The 17,380-nt window shown below is 39.3% G+C and carries 16 protein-coding genes and 1 pseudogene; 2 read left to right on the top strand and 15 right to left on the bottom strand.

What is annotated here, in order from left to right:
- Nucleotides 1-6 precede the first annotated feature (6 nt).
- Together L0P31_RS05490 and L0P31_RS05485 are read right to left on the bottom strand one after the other, a co-directional pair.
- Nucleotides 7-648, bottom strand: a complete 642-nt coding sequence (locus L0P31_RS05490; RefSeq protein WP_084926605.1) for an amino acid ABC transporter permease — start codon at nt 646-648, stop codon at nt 7-9.
- A gap of 115 nt (nt 649-763) precedes the next feature.
- Nucleotides 764-1,444, bottom strand: a complete 681-nt coding sequence (locus L0P31_RS05485; RefSeq protein ID WP_238096116.1) for an MgtC/SapB family protein — start codon at nt 1,442-1,444, stop codon at nt 764-766.
- Between the two features lie 400 nt (nt 1,445-1,844).
- On the opposite strand from L0P31_RS05485, the pseudogene L0P31_RS05480 reads away from it, so the two are divergent.
- Nucleotides 1,845-3,101, top strand: a pseudogene (locus tag L0P31_RS05480) (ISL3 family transposase).
- A gap of 69 nt (nt 3,102-3,170) precedes the next feature.
- Here L0P31_RS05480 and L0P31_RS05475 read toward each other — a convergent pair.
- From L0P31_RS05475 to L0P31_RS05465, 3 genes are all read right to left on the bottom strand, one after another.
- Nucleotides 3,171-4,400, bottom strand: coding sequence for a tetratricopeptide repeat protein (locus L0P31_RS05475; protein WP_238096114.1), 1,230 nt, complete (start codon nt 4,398-4,400; stop codon nt 3,171-3,173).
- A complete protein-coding gene (locus tag L0P31_RS05470) occupies nt 4,390-5,556 on the bottom strand; it encodes an AI-2E family transporter (RefSeq protein WP_238096112.1) in 1,167 nt (388 codons plus the stop codon). The genes L0P31_RS05475 and L0P31_RS05470 overlap by 11 nt, the downstream gene beginning before the upstream one ends.
- A gap of 117 nt (nt 5,557-5,673) precedes the next feature.
- On the bottom strand, nt 5,674-7,656 hold the full coding sequence (locus L0P31_RS05465) for a peptide ABC transporter substrate-binding protein (protein WP_238096110.1): 1,983 nt from the start codon (nt 7,654-7,656) through the stop codon (nt 5,674-5,676).
- A gap of 197 nt (nt 7,657-7,853) precedes the next feature.
- Here L0P31_RS05465 and L0P31_RS05460 point away from each other — a divergent pair, with 197 nt between their 5' ends.
- Nucleotides 7,854-8,867, top strand: coding sequence for a lactonase family protein (locus tag L0P31_RS05460; RefSeq protein ID WP_049500372.1), 1,014 nt, complete (start codon nt 7,854-7,856; stop codon nt 8,865-8,867).
- 44 nt (nt 8,868-8,911) lie between these two features.
- Here L0P31_RS05460 and L0P31_RS05455 read toward each other — a convergent pair whose 3' ends face one another.
- The 10 genes from L0P31_RS05455 to L0P31_RS09370 all read right to left on the bottom strand — a co-directional run.
- Nucleotides 8,912-9,331, bottom strand: a complete 420-nt coding sequence (locus L0P31_RS05455; protein ID WP_000068037.1) for a F0F1 ATP synthase subunit epsilon — start codon at nt 9,329-9,331, stop codon at nt 8,912-8,914.
- Between the two features lie 10 nt (nt 9,332-9,341).
- A complete protein-coding gene (gene atpD, locus L0P31_RS05450; RefSeq protein WP_000094357.1) occupies nt 9,342-10,748 on the bottom strand; it encodes a F0F1 ATP synthase subunit beta in 1,407 nt (468 codons plus the stop codon).
- Nucleotides 10,749-10,833: 85 nt separating this feature from the next.
- Nucleotides 10,834-11,712, bottom strand: coding sequence for a F0F1 ATP synthase subunit gamma (locus L0P31_RS05445; protein ID WP_000301224.1), 879 nt, complete (start codon nt 11,710-11,712; stop codon nt 10,834-10,836).
- 15 nt (nt 11,713-11,727) lie between these two features.
- Complete coding sequence (gene atpA, locus L0P31_RS05440) at nt 11,728-13,233, bottom strand: F0F1 ATP synthase subunit alpha (RefSeq protein ID WP_000996629.1); 1,506 nt, start codon at nt 13,231-13,233, stop codon at nt 11,728-11,730.
- Nucleotides 13,234-13,247: 14 nt separating this feature from the next.
- Complete coding sequence (locus tag L0P31_RS05435; RefSeq protein WP_238096108.1) at nt 13,248-13,784, bottom strand: F0F1 ATP synthase subunit delta; 537 nt, start codon at nt 13,782-13,784, stop codon at nt 13,248-13,250.
- The gene (atpF, locus tag L0P31_RS05430; protein WP_020902744.1) at nt 13,784-14,278 is read right to left on the bottom strand and encodes a F0F1 ATP synthase subunit B; all 495 of its coding nucleotides are present in this window, start codon (nt 14,276-14,278) and stop codon (nt 13,784-13,786) included. The genes L0P31_RS05435 and atpF overlap by 1 nt, the downstream gene beginning before the upstream one ends.
- A gap of 13 nt (nt 14,279-14,291) precedes the next feature.
- The gene (gene atpB / locus L0P31_RS05425; RefSeq protein WP_000392870.1) at nt 14,292-15,002 is read right to left on the bottom strand and encodes a F0F1 ATP synthase subunit A; all 711 of its coding nucleotides are present in this window, start codon (nt 15,000-15,002) and stop codon (nt 14,292-14,294) included.
- Between the two features lie 33 nt (nt 15,003-15,035).
- Complete coding sequence (locus tag L0P31_RS05420) at nt 15,036-15,236, bottom strand: F0F1 ATP synthase subunit C (protein WP_001054560.1); 201 nt, start codon at nt 15,234-15,236, stop codon at nt 15,036-15,038.
- Between the two features lie 314 nt (nt 15,237-15,550).
- Complete coding sequence (locus L0P31_RS05415; RefSeq protein WP_000169065.1) at nt 15,551-16,837, bottom strand: peptidase U32 family protein; 1,287 nt, start codon at nt 16,835-16,837, stop codon at nt 15,551-15,553.
- Between the two features lie 187 nt (nt 16,838-17,024).
- Nucleotides 17,025-17,380: LPXTG cell wall anchor domain-containing protein (locus L0P31_RS09370; protein ID WP_283218078.1), on the bottom strand; the 356-nt coding region annotated here is incomplete at its 5' end.

Genomic DNA, 17,380 nt, shown 5'->3' with positions numbered 1-17,380 from the left:
AGCCTCCTATCTATAGTAACTGTACTTCTTCTCAACTTTTTTGGCAAGAATGGTCACAATACCAATCAAAATCAAGTAAATGGCTCCTGCCAAGAACATAGGAACCAGACTAGCATCGCGGTTGGCAGCTGTTCGACTAGCCAAGATAAGGTCAGAAATACCTAGAGCATAGACTAGGGAAGTATCCTTGACCAAACTCATAACCTCATTAAATACACTAGGAAGAACAATCTTGGTTACCTGAGGCAAAATAATATAGCGCACTGTATCAAAAGGATTAAACTTCAAGACCTTAGCAGCCTCGTATTGGCCTTTGGGAATTGTATCAATTCCCCCACGGAAGATTTCAGCAAAGTAAGCCGCATAATTCAAAACAAAGGCAATGATAGCTGCAGGAAGACGATCCAAACGAATCCCAATACTTGGGAGCACATAATAGATAAAGATCAATTGCAAGAGCAAGGGTGTGCCTCGCATGATCCAGATATAAATGTTAATCAGATGATGGAGGGGCTTCCAATGGACTTGCAAGGCAAAGGCAATCAAAACGCCCAAGGGAATAGAAAAAATCAAGACCAGTGCAAAAACCTGCAAAGTCATGCTTGCACCGCTCAATAAACTCGGTAATATCTCAAACAAATAAGACATACTGCACCTCCTAAAAATAATAGATACTATTATAGCATAAATAAACGAAGTAACCAAGTTTTTTTGTAAAAAAATTCTATAAATAAAATAAGAGTTTTGCTATGAAAACAAAACCCTATCCTTCTAATGAAACAATCTTAACCTGATTTATATAAAAATTCTCGTCACATTGCCATAAAACCTCAGCCATATTTTTATAAGAAATGGACTTATCGTGATCAGCTCTAATTGTGAGATTATAGTCACTTTCATTCCTGTCCATATCAATATTTAGATTATAAAATCCCTTCTGTTCAATGAGAATATTCAAGGTATCTATGGAAGGTTTATTGGTAACAAATCCAGTCATTCTGATATGGTAATGGGTATCGCTTTTCAAAAATTTGGAGCTACTTTTCTGAACAGAGACGACAATCAGACTGCAAAATAAGCCTAGAAAAGCAAATCCTGCACCAATTGCCATCCCAATCCCTGCAGTTGCCCAAATACCGGCTGCTGTGGTAATCCCACTGATTTTTTTATCCCTCATGAAAATAATACCACCACCAATGAAACTAATTCCACTGACAATTTGAGCCGCAACCCTAGAAGTATCATAATTAGGCGTATCCAAAAAAGCTTCTTTTGATAAAATCATCATTAAAGTTGCAGTTAAGGCAACCAAGATATGAGTCTTTCTCCCAGCCTGCTTGTGCTTAGACTTTCTTTCATATCCAATGATAAAACCAGAAAAACAAGACAATAAAATGAGAATAATATGTCGGACTTCAATCGGTAAAGCTATCGTATCAAGCATTATTTTCCTCCTCTATCACTCATAATTTTATATTATAATCCTAGTTGAAACTTTTTTCAAGAGAATATATTATACTCTTCGAAAATCTCTTCAAACCATGTCAACGTTGCCTTGCCGTATATATGTGACTGCTTCGTCAGTCTTATCTACAACCTCAAAACAGTGTTTTGAGCAGCCTGTGGCTAGTTTCCTAGTTTGCTCTTTGATTTTCATTGAGTATTAGTTAAAAATGGTACTTTTTAAAACAAAAAACCGCAGTTATCCTCTAGTAATAACGGCTCTATAATATTTGTAGTGGGTAAATCCCCTGTAGATATTATGGAGCCTATTTTTGTGTAGAAAAAAAGTCCCATAAGATCTATAATGAAAAGCGACGAAACAACTCATTAGAAAGAATCATATGAAACCATTACATTTTATCATAAAACTGCTCGATATCAAAGACCCTAATGTCCAAATTATGGATGTTGTTAATAGAGATACCCACAAGGAAATCATCGCTAAACTGGATTATGAGGCCCCATCTTGCCCTGATTGCGGAAGTCAAATGAAGAAATATGACTTCCAAAAACCGTCGAAAATTCCTTACCTCGAAACGACTGGTATGCCTACTAGAATCCTCCTTAGAAAGCGTCGTTTTAAGTGCTACCAGTGCTCGAAAATAGCGGTCGCTGAGACTCCTCTAGTAAAGAAAAATCATCAAATCCCTCGTATCATCAACCAAAAAATTGCTCATAAGCTGATTGAAAAGACTTCTATGACCGATATTGCACATCAGCTTTCCATTTCAACTTCAACTGTCATTCGAAAACTCAATGACTTCCGTTTTAAGCATGATTTTTCTCATCTTCCTGAGATTATGTCCTGGGACGAGTATGCCTTTACAAAGGGAAAGATGAGTTTCATTGCACAAGATTTTGATAATCTTAACATCATCACTGTTCTTGAAGGCAGAACACAGGCTATCATACGAAATCACTTTCTGCGCTACGATAGAGCCGTTCGTTGTCAGGTGAAAATCATTACGATGGATATGTTTAGTCCCTACTATGCCTTAGCTAAACAGCTTTTCCCATGTGCTAAAATCGTTCTAGATCGATTTCACATTGTACAACACTTAAGCCGTGCTATGAGTCGTGTTCGTGTCCAAATCATGAATCAATTTGAGCGAAAATCCCATGAATACAAAGCCATCAAGCGCTACTGGAAGCTCATACAGCAGGATAGTCGTAAACTCAGTGATAAACGTTTTTATCGCCCTACTTTTCGCATGCACTTAACAAATAAAGAAATTCTAGACAAGCTTTTGAGCTATTCAGAAGACTTGAAACACCACTACAATCTCTAGCAACTCTTGCTTTTTCACTTTCAGAACAAGGAACCTGTCAAATTCTTCGGACTTATTGAGGACAATCTAAAGCAGGTTCATCCTCTTTTTCAGACTGTCTTTAAAACCTTCCTCAAGGATAAAGAAAAGATTGTCAACGCCCTTCAACTACCCTATTCCAACGCCAAATTGGAAGCGACCAATAATCTCATCAAACTTATCAAGCGAAATGCCTTTGGTTTTCGGAACTTTGAAAACTTCAAAAAACGGATTTTTATCGCTCTCAATATCAAAAAAGAAAGGACGAAATGTGTCCTTTCTCGATCTTAGCTTTTCTTCAACCCACTACAGTTGACAAAGAGCCGTAATAACTTGCAGTTTTCTGTAATGTATGATTTCTTACAATCTCTCAAATAGTTCTTGCATTTGAACATCATCTGGAACCAGTTTTAAGTAAGTTTGAGCATTGACTTTTGCTTCCTTAAAGTAACCTAATTCACGCAAGAGATAGATATAGTGTTCCAGAAACTCTGGATTATCCTTCAAATCTCCTACCAACCCTTGGTAATGCTCGTAGGCAGTATCCAAATCGTCCATCTCTTGATAGGAACGAGCAATCATCCACTTGGTCAAAAGATTTTCTGGCTCCTCGCTCTGCAAGTCTAGAATATCCTCATAACGCTCCTGCTCCAGATAAATAGTTGCTAAACGAAGCAAGATTTCTTCTGTATCCTCAGCATCTCCTTTTGCAGTAAGGAGATAATCTTCTGCCCCATTTGTATCATGTAATTCATAAGAGAATTGTGAAGCAGCTAGCAAAAGGCGAGTTTCAAAGGGATTTTTCTCTAAGCCTTGCTTAGCAATACGCAGGGCTTCTGCAACTTGATGTTCCTTATGTAAAGCCTGACTGTAACCATACTCATAACCCTCAAAGTCAGGTGAGATAGTATCAAGCTGCTTAAAGTAGAGGACAGCTTTTTGGTATTCTTCTTGGTCAAAGTAAAGACTGGCCAACTCAAAAGCTGTTAGGTCATCGTATTCCAACTCTAGGGCTTTTTCTAAAAACTCAGTAGCCGTTTCAAATTTACCTAACTGAGCATAGGCAAAGCCAATTCGTTGATAGGTGGAAATGCCTGTTTGCTCATAAATCGAGCGATTATCTAACCGGGCATAGCCTTGAATAGCTTCTTGGTAATTTTCCAACTCACTATCCAACTCTGCTAATCCCAATATCAAGAGAGGATCTTCTGAGTAAGTCAATGCCTCCAATAATTTCTCACGCGCCACATCTGTCAAACCTTCCAGCTGGTAGAGGTCTGCTTTAAGAGCCAAAGCCGAAACATACCAGTCGCTGTCAGCTTGGATTTCCTCTAGATAGGCAAAGGCTTCCTCAATTTGACCATCCTCGCTAGCAATAGCTGCTAGATTAAGATTAACCTCTGGAAAGTCCTCTACGATTTTCAGGTAAATTTCCTTGGCCTGAGGATAAAAACCAATCCCTTCAAGATAAGTAGCTAACTCATACAGAAGGTCATTTGGATCATTTTCTAAAGCTTTAACGAAATAGTGCTCTGCCTTAACTAAATCTTGCTCTTCCAAAGCCTGTAACATCTGTTGACTATTGTTCACTCTTAGCTTCCTCTCCCTCTAGTTCATATAGGCCACTAACTATCTTATACCATTCGAAAATCGCTGAAATGACAACCTTAGCAGAGGCATAAACTGGAATACCGAGCAAGACTCCCCAGATACCAAACATGGATCCTGAAGTTAACAAAACAAAGAGAACATTAATGGGATGGATGTTTAATTGACTTCCCAAAATCAATGGAGAGACAAAACGACCTTCAATAGTTTGTTCTACGATAAAGACAATCACAACTTTCAAAAGCATGACTGGCCCAGCAATCAAGCCCAATACTAGGGCAGGAAGCATGGCTAAGAAGCTACCCAAATAAGGAACCAGATTTAAAATACCAGCAGTAACCCCCAACGTAACTGCATAGCGTAGACCAATAATCTTGAAGAAAATCATAAACATTACCGCTACAATAATAGCTACTGTTACTTGCCCTCTAACATAGTTAGACAACTGCTGATTCACATCTGATAGAACTTGTCCAACAGGTTCTTTCAATTTCGTTGGCATGAATTGGGTCAAATAGTGACGTAGTCCTTTTCCATCACGTAAGAGATAAAAGAGCATGAAAGGAACGATAATCAAGGCAACAATCACTTGAGAAGCCCCGCTAATAAAGGCGCTCACCCAGTTGACTGCTTGAGATGAAACCTTACTTGCCCAAACTGTAGCCTGACTTGAGAAGTTTGTCAAAACTTGTTCTAACTGAGGTCTGAAATCATCTGGTAAACGCTTAGTTACCAAATCATCAATAACTCGATCAGCATCTTCGAGGTAGATTGGTACATTTCTTGCAAATGTTAAAACTTGACGTTGCAGATTTGGAATAGCTACTGCCAAGCCCCAAATGATAAAGAGAGCGATGATGACAAAGACAATACTAATCGCTATAACACGATTGATTTTGTGTTTCTCCATCCAATCAACTATAGGATTTAATAAATAGTATAGTAAACCAGATAGAATGACTGGCAACATCACAACTGCCAAAAAGTCTAAAACAGGTGAAAATAGAAAACTAATCTTACTTAAAATAAAAAGATTCAGTCCCAATAATAAGGTTACCAAAAATACCGTAATTGCCTTGTTATCCAAAAACCACTTGAAAAACCAAGATAGGCTAAAATGTTTCTCTTTTTGATCCATAAATACTTCCTTTCTATTGTTCTCCCATTATACCATTTTTAAATCAAAATAACTCTTTTTTAAAGTGCTTACATGGAGACCGCGACATAAAAAATCTCCTCAAAAGAGGAGATTCGATTAGTCTTGAATATGACGGTCTAAGTTCTTCTGATAATCAGCATTGGATTTGGCTTTTTCATCAGCAAATTTCTTGCGGAACTCATCCATTTCTTTAGTAGTGACAATCTTATCTTGGATTTTCAGATACTTGTAGCTATTTTCACTAGTCTTGTCACCTACCCAGCCACCGGCACCACTGCCAGGAACCATTTTCGTCACTAGCATTTGAGCACCATCAGAGTATACTGGAATAACAAGTGCACTATCTGACAACCAAGCTTGGGCCTTAGAATATTTGGAATAACGTTTTTGAAGGTCTGTTTTCTCACTATTTGCATCATCAATCAGTTCTTTGTATTTATCCAATCCAACTGTTTTAATAACTGGATTGTCTGTTCCTGGTGCCACACCAAGAGCACTTAGGAGACTTGGACCTGAAGTTGGATCAAATACATCTAGATAAGTCGATGGATCTGCAAAGTCTGGAGTCCAACCACTGACTGCATTAATATCCCAGTCAGTATTTGCATTGGAAGTAGCTAGAGTAGTCATACTTCCCAATTCGTCATCAGAAACTTGTTGAATATCAACAACTACATTGTCAGAGCCTAAGGCTTCCTCAATGGATTGTTTATAAGACTGAACCTGACGAATAAAATCTGGATTTGATGAAGAAATTGGCAAATCTAAATGAATTGGGAACTGTACTCCATCAGCTTGGAGAGTTTTCTTAGCAGCTTCAAACTTAGCCTTAGCCTTGTCTACATTATGAAGTGAATCTTGGGCATCATCAAGACTGACATCTTTCCAGACATTATCCAATTTATCCAATTCTGTCTTAGTAACTTGACCAAATGTTTGATCTCCTACTTGAACAAATGTTGGAGGAGTGAAACTTGTCCGTAACTTACGAGGTCCTACTTCATCACCAAATACTTGAGAGATCCCTGCTTTACGATCTACCGCAAAAGCCAAGGCTTGACGGAAATCTTTGTTTAACAAGGCTTTCTTAGTAGAAGTTTTTTCTGCATCACTTGTTTTAGCAGTGTGATTGTAATTTACACGGTCGATATTGGTTGAGATATAAAAAACTCCTCCACGCTGTTGACCATACACAATATTATCCTTGTATTTTTCTTTTAGACGTTCATAGTTAGCAGAGTTTTTAAAGAGTGGTGCAGCTGGATAGTGTCCCTCATCAAAACCGCGTCCTAGAGAGTCTGCATCTTGACCATCAAAGAAGGATAACTTGATATCATCAATAAAGACATTCTGCTTATCCCAATAATTTTGGTTTTTGGTCATTTCTATAGAAGACTTAGATGTAAGACCTTTGAGGAGAAATGGCCCATTGTATAGAATGCTCGTTACATCCGTTGGTTTACCAAAGTCATCTCCTTTAGAAGCTAAAAAGTCTTCATTGACTGGTGCAAGAACTCCCATTGTTGTTTTTGAATTCCAGAAAGATTCTGGATGGTTCAAAGTATAAACAACAGTATATTCGTCTGTTGCTTTTACACCAACAGTAGAAAAATCCGTTGTTTTCCCATTTACATAGTCATCCAATCCTTTGATAGAATCCTGTACAAGATAAAGAGCCTTTGATTTCTTATCTGCTGCGTGTTTCAGACCAGTCACAAAGTCTTGAGCCTTGACTTCACCATACTCTTCCCCCTCATTGGTATACCATTTGATACCCTGACGGATTTTATAAGTATAGGTCAAACCATCTTTGGAAACAGTCCAATCTTCTGCAACTGATGGAACAAGATTCCCATATTGGTCATTTTCAAGCAAACCGTCAATAACGTTACCTGTGACCTGTTTAGTGCTGACATTTCCAGAAACTGTATAATCCAGAGTCGAAGGATCTGATGTAAACACATAAGCATAAGTCACTGGCTTAGTAGCATCCTTATTACCATTACCAGATGAACACGCTGCTAGAACGGCAGTAGACAAAACTGCAATTCCAGTCGCTAAAAAAACTCGTTTTTTCATAGTAAGGACTCCTTTAAACATTTTATGAATTCATTATAGCACTTTTAAGAAGAAAAGTAAGGAAAACAATCTCAATGTTATTATATTTTTTTAAAAAACAATCAATTATTTTTTTAAAGTGCTTACATCTAATTGGATGTCTTTAATTGGCTTGTTTTTGTGATATAATAGTCTTATCTTTACACAGAGGTATAGTAATGAAAGAAACTGTTTATTTTGGAACTTATACACGTCGTACTTCCCAAGGGATTTACATGGCAGACTTTGATACAGAAACTGGTCTGCTTTCAAATCTAGAACTTTTTGCAGCTGAACCAAGTCCGACCTACCTTGCCTTTGACCAGCATCAACATTTATACACTGTTGGTAGTCAAGACGATAAGGGTGGAATTGCAGCCTATCAAACTAATGGCACCTTATTAAATCACGTCGTTGAAGAGGGAGCCCCCCACTGTTATGTTGCCGTTGATGAAGAGCGTGATTTGGTTTACGCAGCAAACTACCACAAGGGACAGGTCCTTGTTTATAAACGTCAGGAAGATGGTCGTCTTCTACTTAGTGATGTTGATCAACACAGTGGCCAAGGTCCACATGAAAATCAAGCTTCTCCACATGTTCACTATACAGATTTAACACCTGACCACTATCTAGTGACCTGCGACTTGGGTACTGACCAAGTAATTACTTATGATCTTGATCCAGAAGGAAAATTATCTAAGCTCTATACCTATCATAGCCAGCCAGGAGCAGGCTCACGCCATATTATTTTCCATAACCATTATAAAATCGCTTATCTCATTTGTGAACTCAATAGCACTATCGAGGTTCTAATCTACGATGGTGTTGGCGAATTTGAACGCATGCAAGTCATTTCAACTCTACCAGACGGTTATAAAGGCTTTAATGGTACTGCTGCTATTCGTCTCTCTAAAGATGGGAAGTACCTCTACGCCTCTAACCGTGGCCATGATTCTATCGCAGTATATACAATCCTTGCGGACGGTAGCTTAGAGTTGTTAGAAATCGTTCCGACACATGGTCAGACTCCACGTGATTTTGATTTGACACCAGACCAAGAATTTGTCATTGCTGTCCATCAGGACTCTGACAATGCAACCGTCTTTAAACGCAATCCTGAAACTGGTCGTCTAGCAGAACTTTCTAATGACTTCCATGTCCCAGAAGCAGTCTGCATCAGTTTTGCCCCTTAAGAAAACATAAAAAATGAACTTGGTAACTCAAGTTCATTTTTTTCTTATAGTCTATTTCCGACATTAATACGGTTAATGGCACGTTGCAAAGCAATCTTAGCACGACGTTCTTGGTCAATCAAGTGTTTGTCTTGTGCTTCTTCAATTTCACGCTCTGCTCGAAGTTTGGCACGTTCTGCACGACTAACGTCGATATCACGAGCACGTTCTGCAGAGTCAGCAACAATTGTGATAACGCCATTAGCAACTTCGATAACGCCTCCGTTCACTGCAATCCAGTTCACGTGATTTTCATCATCTACACGTTTAACCTTAACCTCATCAACTGCTAAAACTGCAATCATATTTTCATGTCGTGGCAAGATTCCCATCTCACCATCCAGAGTTCGAACTGATACAAAGCTGGCATGGTGATCATAGACGAGACCATCTGGTGTCACGATCTGGACAGTTAACTGAGCCATAGATCACCTCTTAAAATCCCATTTTTTCAGCTTTTGCAATCACATCTTCGATAGAACCTACACCACGGAAGGCATCTTCTGGCAAGTGGTCGTGTTTACCATCAAGGATTTCCTTAAAGCCACGAACAGTTTCAGCAACTGGAACATAAGAACCTGGCTGACCAGTAAATTGTTCCGCAACGTTGAAGTTTTGTGACAAGAAGAACTGGATACGACGGGCACGAGCCACCAAGGTCTTTTCTTCATCAGAAAGCTCATCCATACCAAGGATAGCAATGATATCTTGCAACTCATGGTAACGTTGAAGGACACGTTTTACTTCAGCAGCAACTGCATAGTGCTCTTCTCCAACAATTTCAGGTGCCAAGGCACGTGAGCTTGAAGCAAGTGGGTCAACGGCTGGGTAGATACCCAATTGTACCAACTTACGTTCCAAGTTAGTTGTTGAGTCCAAGTGAGCGAAGGCTGTTGCTGGCGCTGGGTCAGTATAGTCATCCGCTGGCACATAGATAGCCTGGATAGAGGTTACAGAACCCTTTTTAGTTGATGTAATACGCTCTTGCAATTGACCCATTTCCGTAGCAAGTGTTGGTTGGTAACCAACGGCTGATGGCATACGACCCAAAAGGGCAGATACTTCTGAACCAGCCTGAGTGAAACGGAAGATATTATCGATAAAGAGAAGCACGTCTTGGCCTTCCACATCACGGAAGTATTCGGCGATTGTCAAACCAGTTAGGGCAACACGCATACGTGCTCCTGGCGGCTCATTCATCTGACCAAATACCATGGCTGTTTTCTCGATAACACCTGATTCTTTCATTTCCCAGTAAAGGTCATTACCCTCACGAGTACGTTCCCCAACACCGGTAAATACTGAAATACCACCGTGTTCTTGGGCAATGTTGTGAATCAATTCTTGGATTAAGACGGTTTTACCAACTCCGGCACCACCGAAAAGTCCAACCTTACCACCTTTAAGGTAAGGGGCAAGAAGGTCGATAACCTTAATCCCTGTTTCAAGGATTTCAGAAGAGGTAGACAATTCATCAAAAGTTGGAGCTTTTTTATGAATTGGCTGACGCTCTGCATCTTCTGTAAAAGGAGCTTCCAAGTCAATGGTATCTCCCAAAACATTGAAGACACGTCCCAAAGTTTCTTTACCTACTGGTACAGAGATTGGACGACCTGTGTCCAATACTTCCATTCCACGAGTCAAACCATCTGTTGATTCCATGGCGATAGTACGGACCATACCATCTCCCAACTCCAAGGCTACTTCAAGGACGATTTTTGTTTTTCTTTCGTCATTTTTGTAGACGACAAGTGCATTGTTAATCTCAGGAAGTTTTTCCCCTGCTGCAAACAAGACGTCTACAACGGGACCGATAACCTGAGCAATTTTACCTGAACTCATCTCCTTCTCCTATTCTATATAAGATACTGTCGGTTCCTAGCTTACCTAGGTCCTAAGTTCATTTTCATACGAGCTAGACTAGTGGCTATTCTAAGGCACTAGCTCCTGCTACGATTTCTGTAATTTCTTGTGTAATCGCCGCCTGTCTGGCACGGTTATACTGGATTGTCAAATCATTAATGACTTTCTTAGCATTATCTGTCGCTGTTTGCATGGCTGTCATACCCGCAGCATTTTCAGCTGTCTTAGCGTCGATAATAGCACCGTAAATCATACTTTCTGCAAACTGAGGCAACAACTGCTCCAAAATTTCTTCTCGACTAGTTTCCAACTCAAAGGTCAAACTGTAACTGTCATCCGCTTCATTTGGATCCAAGTCAACAATCGGAAGCATTTGCTCCACACGCATTTGACTGGTTAGCGTATTGACATGGTGGTTATAGCAGACATAGAGTTCATCAAAAAGTTCATTTTGGTACATTTCAACAGTTTTTGAAATAATCTTACGAACTTCATCAAAGCTTGGTTGATCTGCCAAGCCACGTAGTTCATAAAGTGGTTGAATACCACGAGCTTTAAAGAAATCAGCTCCCATTCCACCGATACAGATCATTTCAAAACCTTTACCATCTGGATGGTATTCTTCTTTCAGCTCCATAACGGCTTTCAAAATAGAAGAATTATAACCTCCAACCAAACCTCGGTCTGATGTAATGACGATATAGCCTGTCTTCTTAACTGGACGGCTAATCAACATCGGGTTGGTTGAACTACCAGCTCCATTCCCATGAAGAATATCCGTCAAAAGTTTACGAACTTTCTGAGCATAAACTTGGAAATTGCGAGCAGCTTCTTCAGAACGACCTAGCTTAGCAGCTGATACCATCTGCATGGCATTAGTGATTTGACTCGTATTTTTTGTTGAGGCGATTTTTGTTTTAATATCATTTAGAGATACTGCCATCTGACACCTCTATTCTTATTGGAAGCTGGTTTGATTGAGAAACTCTGTAATCGCAGCATCCAAGACTGCTTCTTCTGGCAAGTCTTTTGTATCACGAATGGTTTCTAAAATCTCTGGATGTTGAGCGTCAAAGAAGGCATGGAACTCTTCCTCGAAACGAACAATATCATCTACTGGAACAGTATCCAAGAAACCATGTGTCAAAGCATAGAGAATGGTTACTTGTTTCTCAACAGGTAATGGTTTGTGAACAGGTTGTTTCAAGACTTCAACTGTACGACGTCCACGGTTCAACTTAGCCTGTGTTGCCGCATCCAAGTCAGAACCAAACTTAGTGAAGGCTTCCAACTCACGGTATGAAGCAAGGTCGATACGAAGTGTACCAGCAACCTTTTTCATGGCTTTGATTTGTGCAGAACCACCTACACGAGATACAGATGAACCTGCATCGATGGCTGGACGAATACCCGCATTGAAGAGACCATCACCAAGGAAGATTTGTCCATCAGTGATTGAAATCACGTTGGTTGCGATATAGGCAGAGATATCTCCTGCTTGTGTCTCGATAAATGGTAGGGCAGTAATTGATCCACCACCAAGTTCATCAGAAACTTTAGCTGAGCGCTCAAGCAAACGGCTGTGAAGGTAGAAAACATCCCCTGGGAAAGCTTCACGACCTGGAGGACGACGAAGCAAGAGTGACAGTTCACGATAAGCTACCGCTTGTTTTGATAAATCATCATAAACGATCAAAACATGCTTACCTTGGTACATAAATTCTTCCGCCATGGCAACCCCAGCATAAGGAGCTAGGAAAAGCAATGGAGATGGTTGTGAAGCAGAGGCTGTCACAACGATTGTGTAGTCCAAGGCACCGTACTGACGTAGTGTTTCTACTTGCGTACGAACTGTTGATTCTTTTTGTCCAATCGCTACGTAGATACAGATCATATCTTGACCTTTTTGGTTCAAGATTGTATCAATCGCAATGGTTGTTTTCCCTGTCTGACGGTCACCGATAATCAACTCACGTTGACCACGACCAATCGGTACAAGGGCGTCAATAGCTTTCAAACCAGTTTGTAATGGTTCTGATACAGACTTACGTTGCATAACACCAGGAGCTGGTGCTTCTACTGGACGAGTTTTATCAGTGTGGATTTCTCCAAGACCATCAACTGGACGACCAAGCGGATCCACAACACGACCAATCAGACTTTCACCTACTGGGACTTCCATGATTTTCCCTGTACGGCGGATTGTATCGCCTTCACGGATATCTGTAAAGTCACCTAGGATGATAATACCAACATCTGTTGACTCCAAGTTCTGAGCCATCCCATAAGAGCCGTTTTCAAAGATCAACAACTCTCCACTCATGGCATTTTCAAGGCCATGAGCACGCGCGATACCGTCCCCGATATAGGTTACAACACCTGTTTCAGTCACATCAAAATTGGGTTTGAAATTTTCAATTTGTTGCTTAATTAAAGCGCTGATTTCTTGTGCGTTAATTGCCAAAAGAACACCACTTTCTATTTCAAATTTTCTTTAACAACTTTAAGTTGTTGTTTAATACTCACATCAATTGTCTTGTGATTGGCAAAAATGACAAAACCACCAATAAGACTTTCATCGATTTGTTCTTTTACACTCCTTACTTTAAAAGACATTTTTTTCTCAATCAAAGGGAGCAAGCGACTCTTCTGTTCATCAGTTAAAGGATGAGCTGAAGTAATCGTCACTTCAAATCGATTTGTTTCTTTTTCAAGTCGGTTCAAGCAATCTACAAGAATATCATAAAAAAGATTTGCTCTGTGATTGTAGATAAGAACCTGGATAAAGTTTTGCAATAAAGGTGACACTGAATCTTGGAAGAAAGTAATTGTTTTTTCCTTGTCAGACTCGTCTACTGCCACTTTTTTTAAAAAAGAAGGTAAGGCTGTTTCTTCAGCAACTTGCTTGATTTGAGCTAAGTCTGAAAAGATACGGTCTTCTTCTCCTTTTTCTATAACCAATTGGACAAAAGGCATGCTGTATTTTTCAATTACCTTTACTGTTTTCTTGTCCATTAAGCTTCTCCTAACTGATCGATATACTGATCAATGAGTTCTTTATGGGCATGACCGTCAAGGTTTTGTGAGATGATTTTACCAGCCAAGCTGATTGTCAAATCTGCTACCTCACCCTTAACGCTTTGTAAAGCTTCAGCTTTATTTTGAGCAATTTCTTGGTTTGCTTTTTCTTTCAAGCGTCCTGCTTCTAGCTTAGCATCTGCTAAAATACTAGCTTTGCTTTTCTCAGCTGTTTCTTTCGCATTCTCAATGATTGTCTTAGCTTCTTTACGGCTACCAGCCAATTCATCTTCGCGTTTCTGAGCCAATACTTCTGCTTTTTGACGTGCTTGTTCAGCTCCGTCAATATCTGCTGCAATTTTTTCTGCTCTTTGTTCGAAAATGCTAGCCAAATTTGACCAAGCGTATTTCTTAACCAAGACTAGCAAGAGAATAAAGGAACCAGCGATTAGTATAAAATCACCAAGTAATTCACCTACTGTTACATTCATAAACTACTCCTTTCTATTCTTCATCATTAATTTTATTTCCTAGGTACATTGAAGATAACAATGTAAATACATATGCTTGTACACAAGAAATAAAAACAGAAAATGCAGTCCAGATTAGATTTGTTCCAAAAGCAATAGGATACCAATAGAAGGCCTGATGAGAAAGTAGGACTAACATACTTGCCATCACTTCCCCTGCAAAGATATTACCAAAGACCCGCAATGCAAGTGAAAGGAGATTGGTAACTTCTTCCAAAAGATTCATTGGTGTCATAAAACCTGGTGTTACAAATGCTTTTAAATACTTTTTGATTCCACGACGACGAATTCCTTCTACGTGTGTCATTAAGATAATTGTAAAAGACAAGACCAAGTCAAATGACAAATTTGCTGTTGGTGAGGTCCAAAGATTTACACCATCTGTAGTCTGAATTCTAGCCATTAAGCCAATATTATTTGCAATGGCCATAAATAGGAATAAACAGAAATAAAAGAGAGAATAATCCTTTATCATTGGACCAAGGTTTGATTTTGTAAATCCAACAACAAAATCAAATAAATACTCTAATACATTTTGTTTTCCTGTGGGTCTCAAAGTCATATTTCGAGTTGCCCAATAAATAAAGCCAAAAATAAGTGCTACAGTCAACAAAGTCAAAACTACTATGGTTAAATTAAAGGTAACAGGACCAATATTGATGGTTGGATTAATACTTTCTTCCATCTAAAATCCTCCCTTTTTCAATTTATACTTCTTTTATTTGATGATAAATGAAAAGACAAGAGTAACGAAGAAAGTACCTTCAATAAAGGCAACCCCTAGGATCATCAAACTACGTAGTTCTGAGATGATATCTGGTTGGCGAGCAACTGATTTCAACAAACCGTTCATCAACATACCTTCACCAAGAGATACACCCATACAGGCAAGACATAGACCGAAAAATGTTAAATTCATGACGAATTCTCCTTTTAATTAAAATTTACTTACTTAGTTTAGTCCTAAAAATTGGATTTGTCAACTTTTTACTAACATTGAAAGCGTTTAATGAAAATTATTTACAATTTTACTATTTTTAAGTCTATTATATAGAAAATTTTGGAAAAAACTTGTAATAAATCCGTCTATTATCTAGGTCTTTCTGAAAAATAATGAAAAAATCCGAGATGAAATCTCGGATGGAAATTAATATATTTTTTTAACCTAATGTTCTTTTAGTAAATAGGATTAAAGGGAAAGCAACTAGAAAGCTTTCGTCCCCTACATATTTATTAAGCACGAACTGTGACGCTGGTTCCATCTTCCTTATAAAGATTGATGAGACCTTCTTTGAGAGCTCGAACCATATCTCCAGCTTGAACAGGTTGTGGAACCTTGATAGTCAATAGTTCCATTGGATTTGGAGCGCGATCGATCTTATTTCCTTTAGCATCATGCAAATCTTCGATATAAGTCTCAAAATGACGGAAACCTGGGCCATAAAACTCAACTTGGTCCCCTTCGTTAATGACGTTCCGTTGGCGAATGGTTGCTGTTTGTGTCGCATCATCGTAAGAAACCACTTCAGCGACAAACTTATACTCAGGAATTTTACGACGAGCACCAAACAACTGCTCATTTTCAGATGGTGTACCATAGTAGAAACCTGTTGCTAATTCACGTTGGGCAACCTTCCACATTTCATCAATCAAGTCCTGCTTGATAGCTTCAAACTTCTCTGGACTTTCTAGATAAGCATCAACAGCTGCCTTGTAGCAGTTTGTTACTGTTGATACGTAGTGAATAGACTTCATACGTCCTTCAATCTTGAGACTGTCCACACCGTTTTCAATCATATCTGGGATATGGTCAATCATGGACATATCAACGGCTGACATTGAAAATTCTTCAGGAATTTCACCTTTAAGACTCTTACGTTCCTTCCCAAATGGCATATCGTAAAGGTCGTACTTCCAACGACAAGACTGAGAGCAACCACCACGGTTAGCATCACGCATACTCATGTGGTTTGAAAGAGTACAACGACCAGAGTAAGAAATACACATGGCTCCATGAACAAAGGCTTCAATCTCAACATCTGTACGTTTGCGAATTTCTGCCAATTCTTCCATTGAAACCTCACGCGCCAAAACGACACGAGTTAAACCTAGTTCTTTCCAGAACTCAAGTGTTTCATAGTTAGTCGCACTTGCTTGGGTAGAGAGGTGTATTTCAAGACCAGGCGCTTCAGTCGCTGCAATCATAATCAAGGCTGGGTCAGACACGATAACTGCCGCGATTCCGATATCACGTAGTTTACGGAACCACTCACCAGCACCAGCCTCATTTCCTTCGTGCATAACCATATTGGCAGCCACATAAACCTTAGCACCATACTTGGCCGCAAACTGGACACCTTCTTCCATCTGTTCGAAAGTAAAGTTTCCGGCACGGCTACGAAGGCCATAGGCCTGACCACCGATAAAGACAGCATCTGCTCCATATTGAACAGCTACCTTTAGCTTCTCTAAAGTCCCTGCAGGTGATAAAACCTCTGGACGTTTTAATGTTTTTGTCATGTTTTCTCCTATTTGCAATATAAAAGTTTGACGTTTTTCCTTCTCATTTTATAGTAAATAAGCGATAAAATCAACCCTAGACAGATTGTTTTGACAATTCTAATCTTTTAGATTATTAAAGCAAAAAGATTGTCAAAGAGAAAAAGCCCACAGATGTGAGCCCTTTTCTAATATAGGTTAGAAAAAACTATTTCTCCACTTCTTTTTTCTTGTGTGCAAGAAATCCAAATCCACTCAAAACTCCTAGAAGTCCTAAGACTACAAGATTAGCATGATCTTCTGTACCTGTATTAGGCAATTCCTCTCTCTTACTTGCTACAGAAGTCGGAATTTGTGAAGTTTCTTTTGTCGATTGTTCAGTTGGTGTCTTTGATTTTGGTACTTCTACCTTTGGTGTCTCAACCTTTGGTGTTTCAACTTTTGGCGTTTCAACCTTTGGTGTTTCAACTTTTGGCGTTTCAACCTTTGGTGTTTCAACTTTTGGCGTTTCAACCTTTGGTGTTTCAACTTTTGGCGTTTCAACCTTTGGTGTTTCAACTTTTG

Origin of the sequence: Streptococcus mitis (genome assembly GCF_022137125.1) — a bacterium.
Lineage (GTDB): Bacteria > Bacillota > Bacilli > Lactobacillales > Streptococcaceae > Streptococcus > Streptococcus mitis_CE.
Note: the sequence above shows the minus strand (reverse complement) of the source record. Positions and strands in the feature narration are given on the sequence as shown.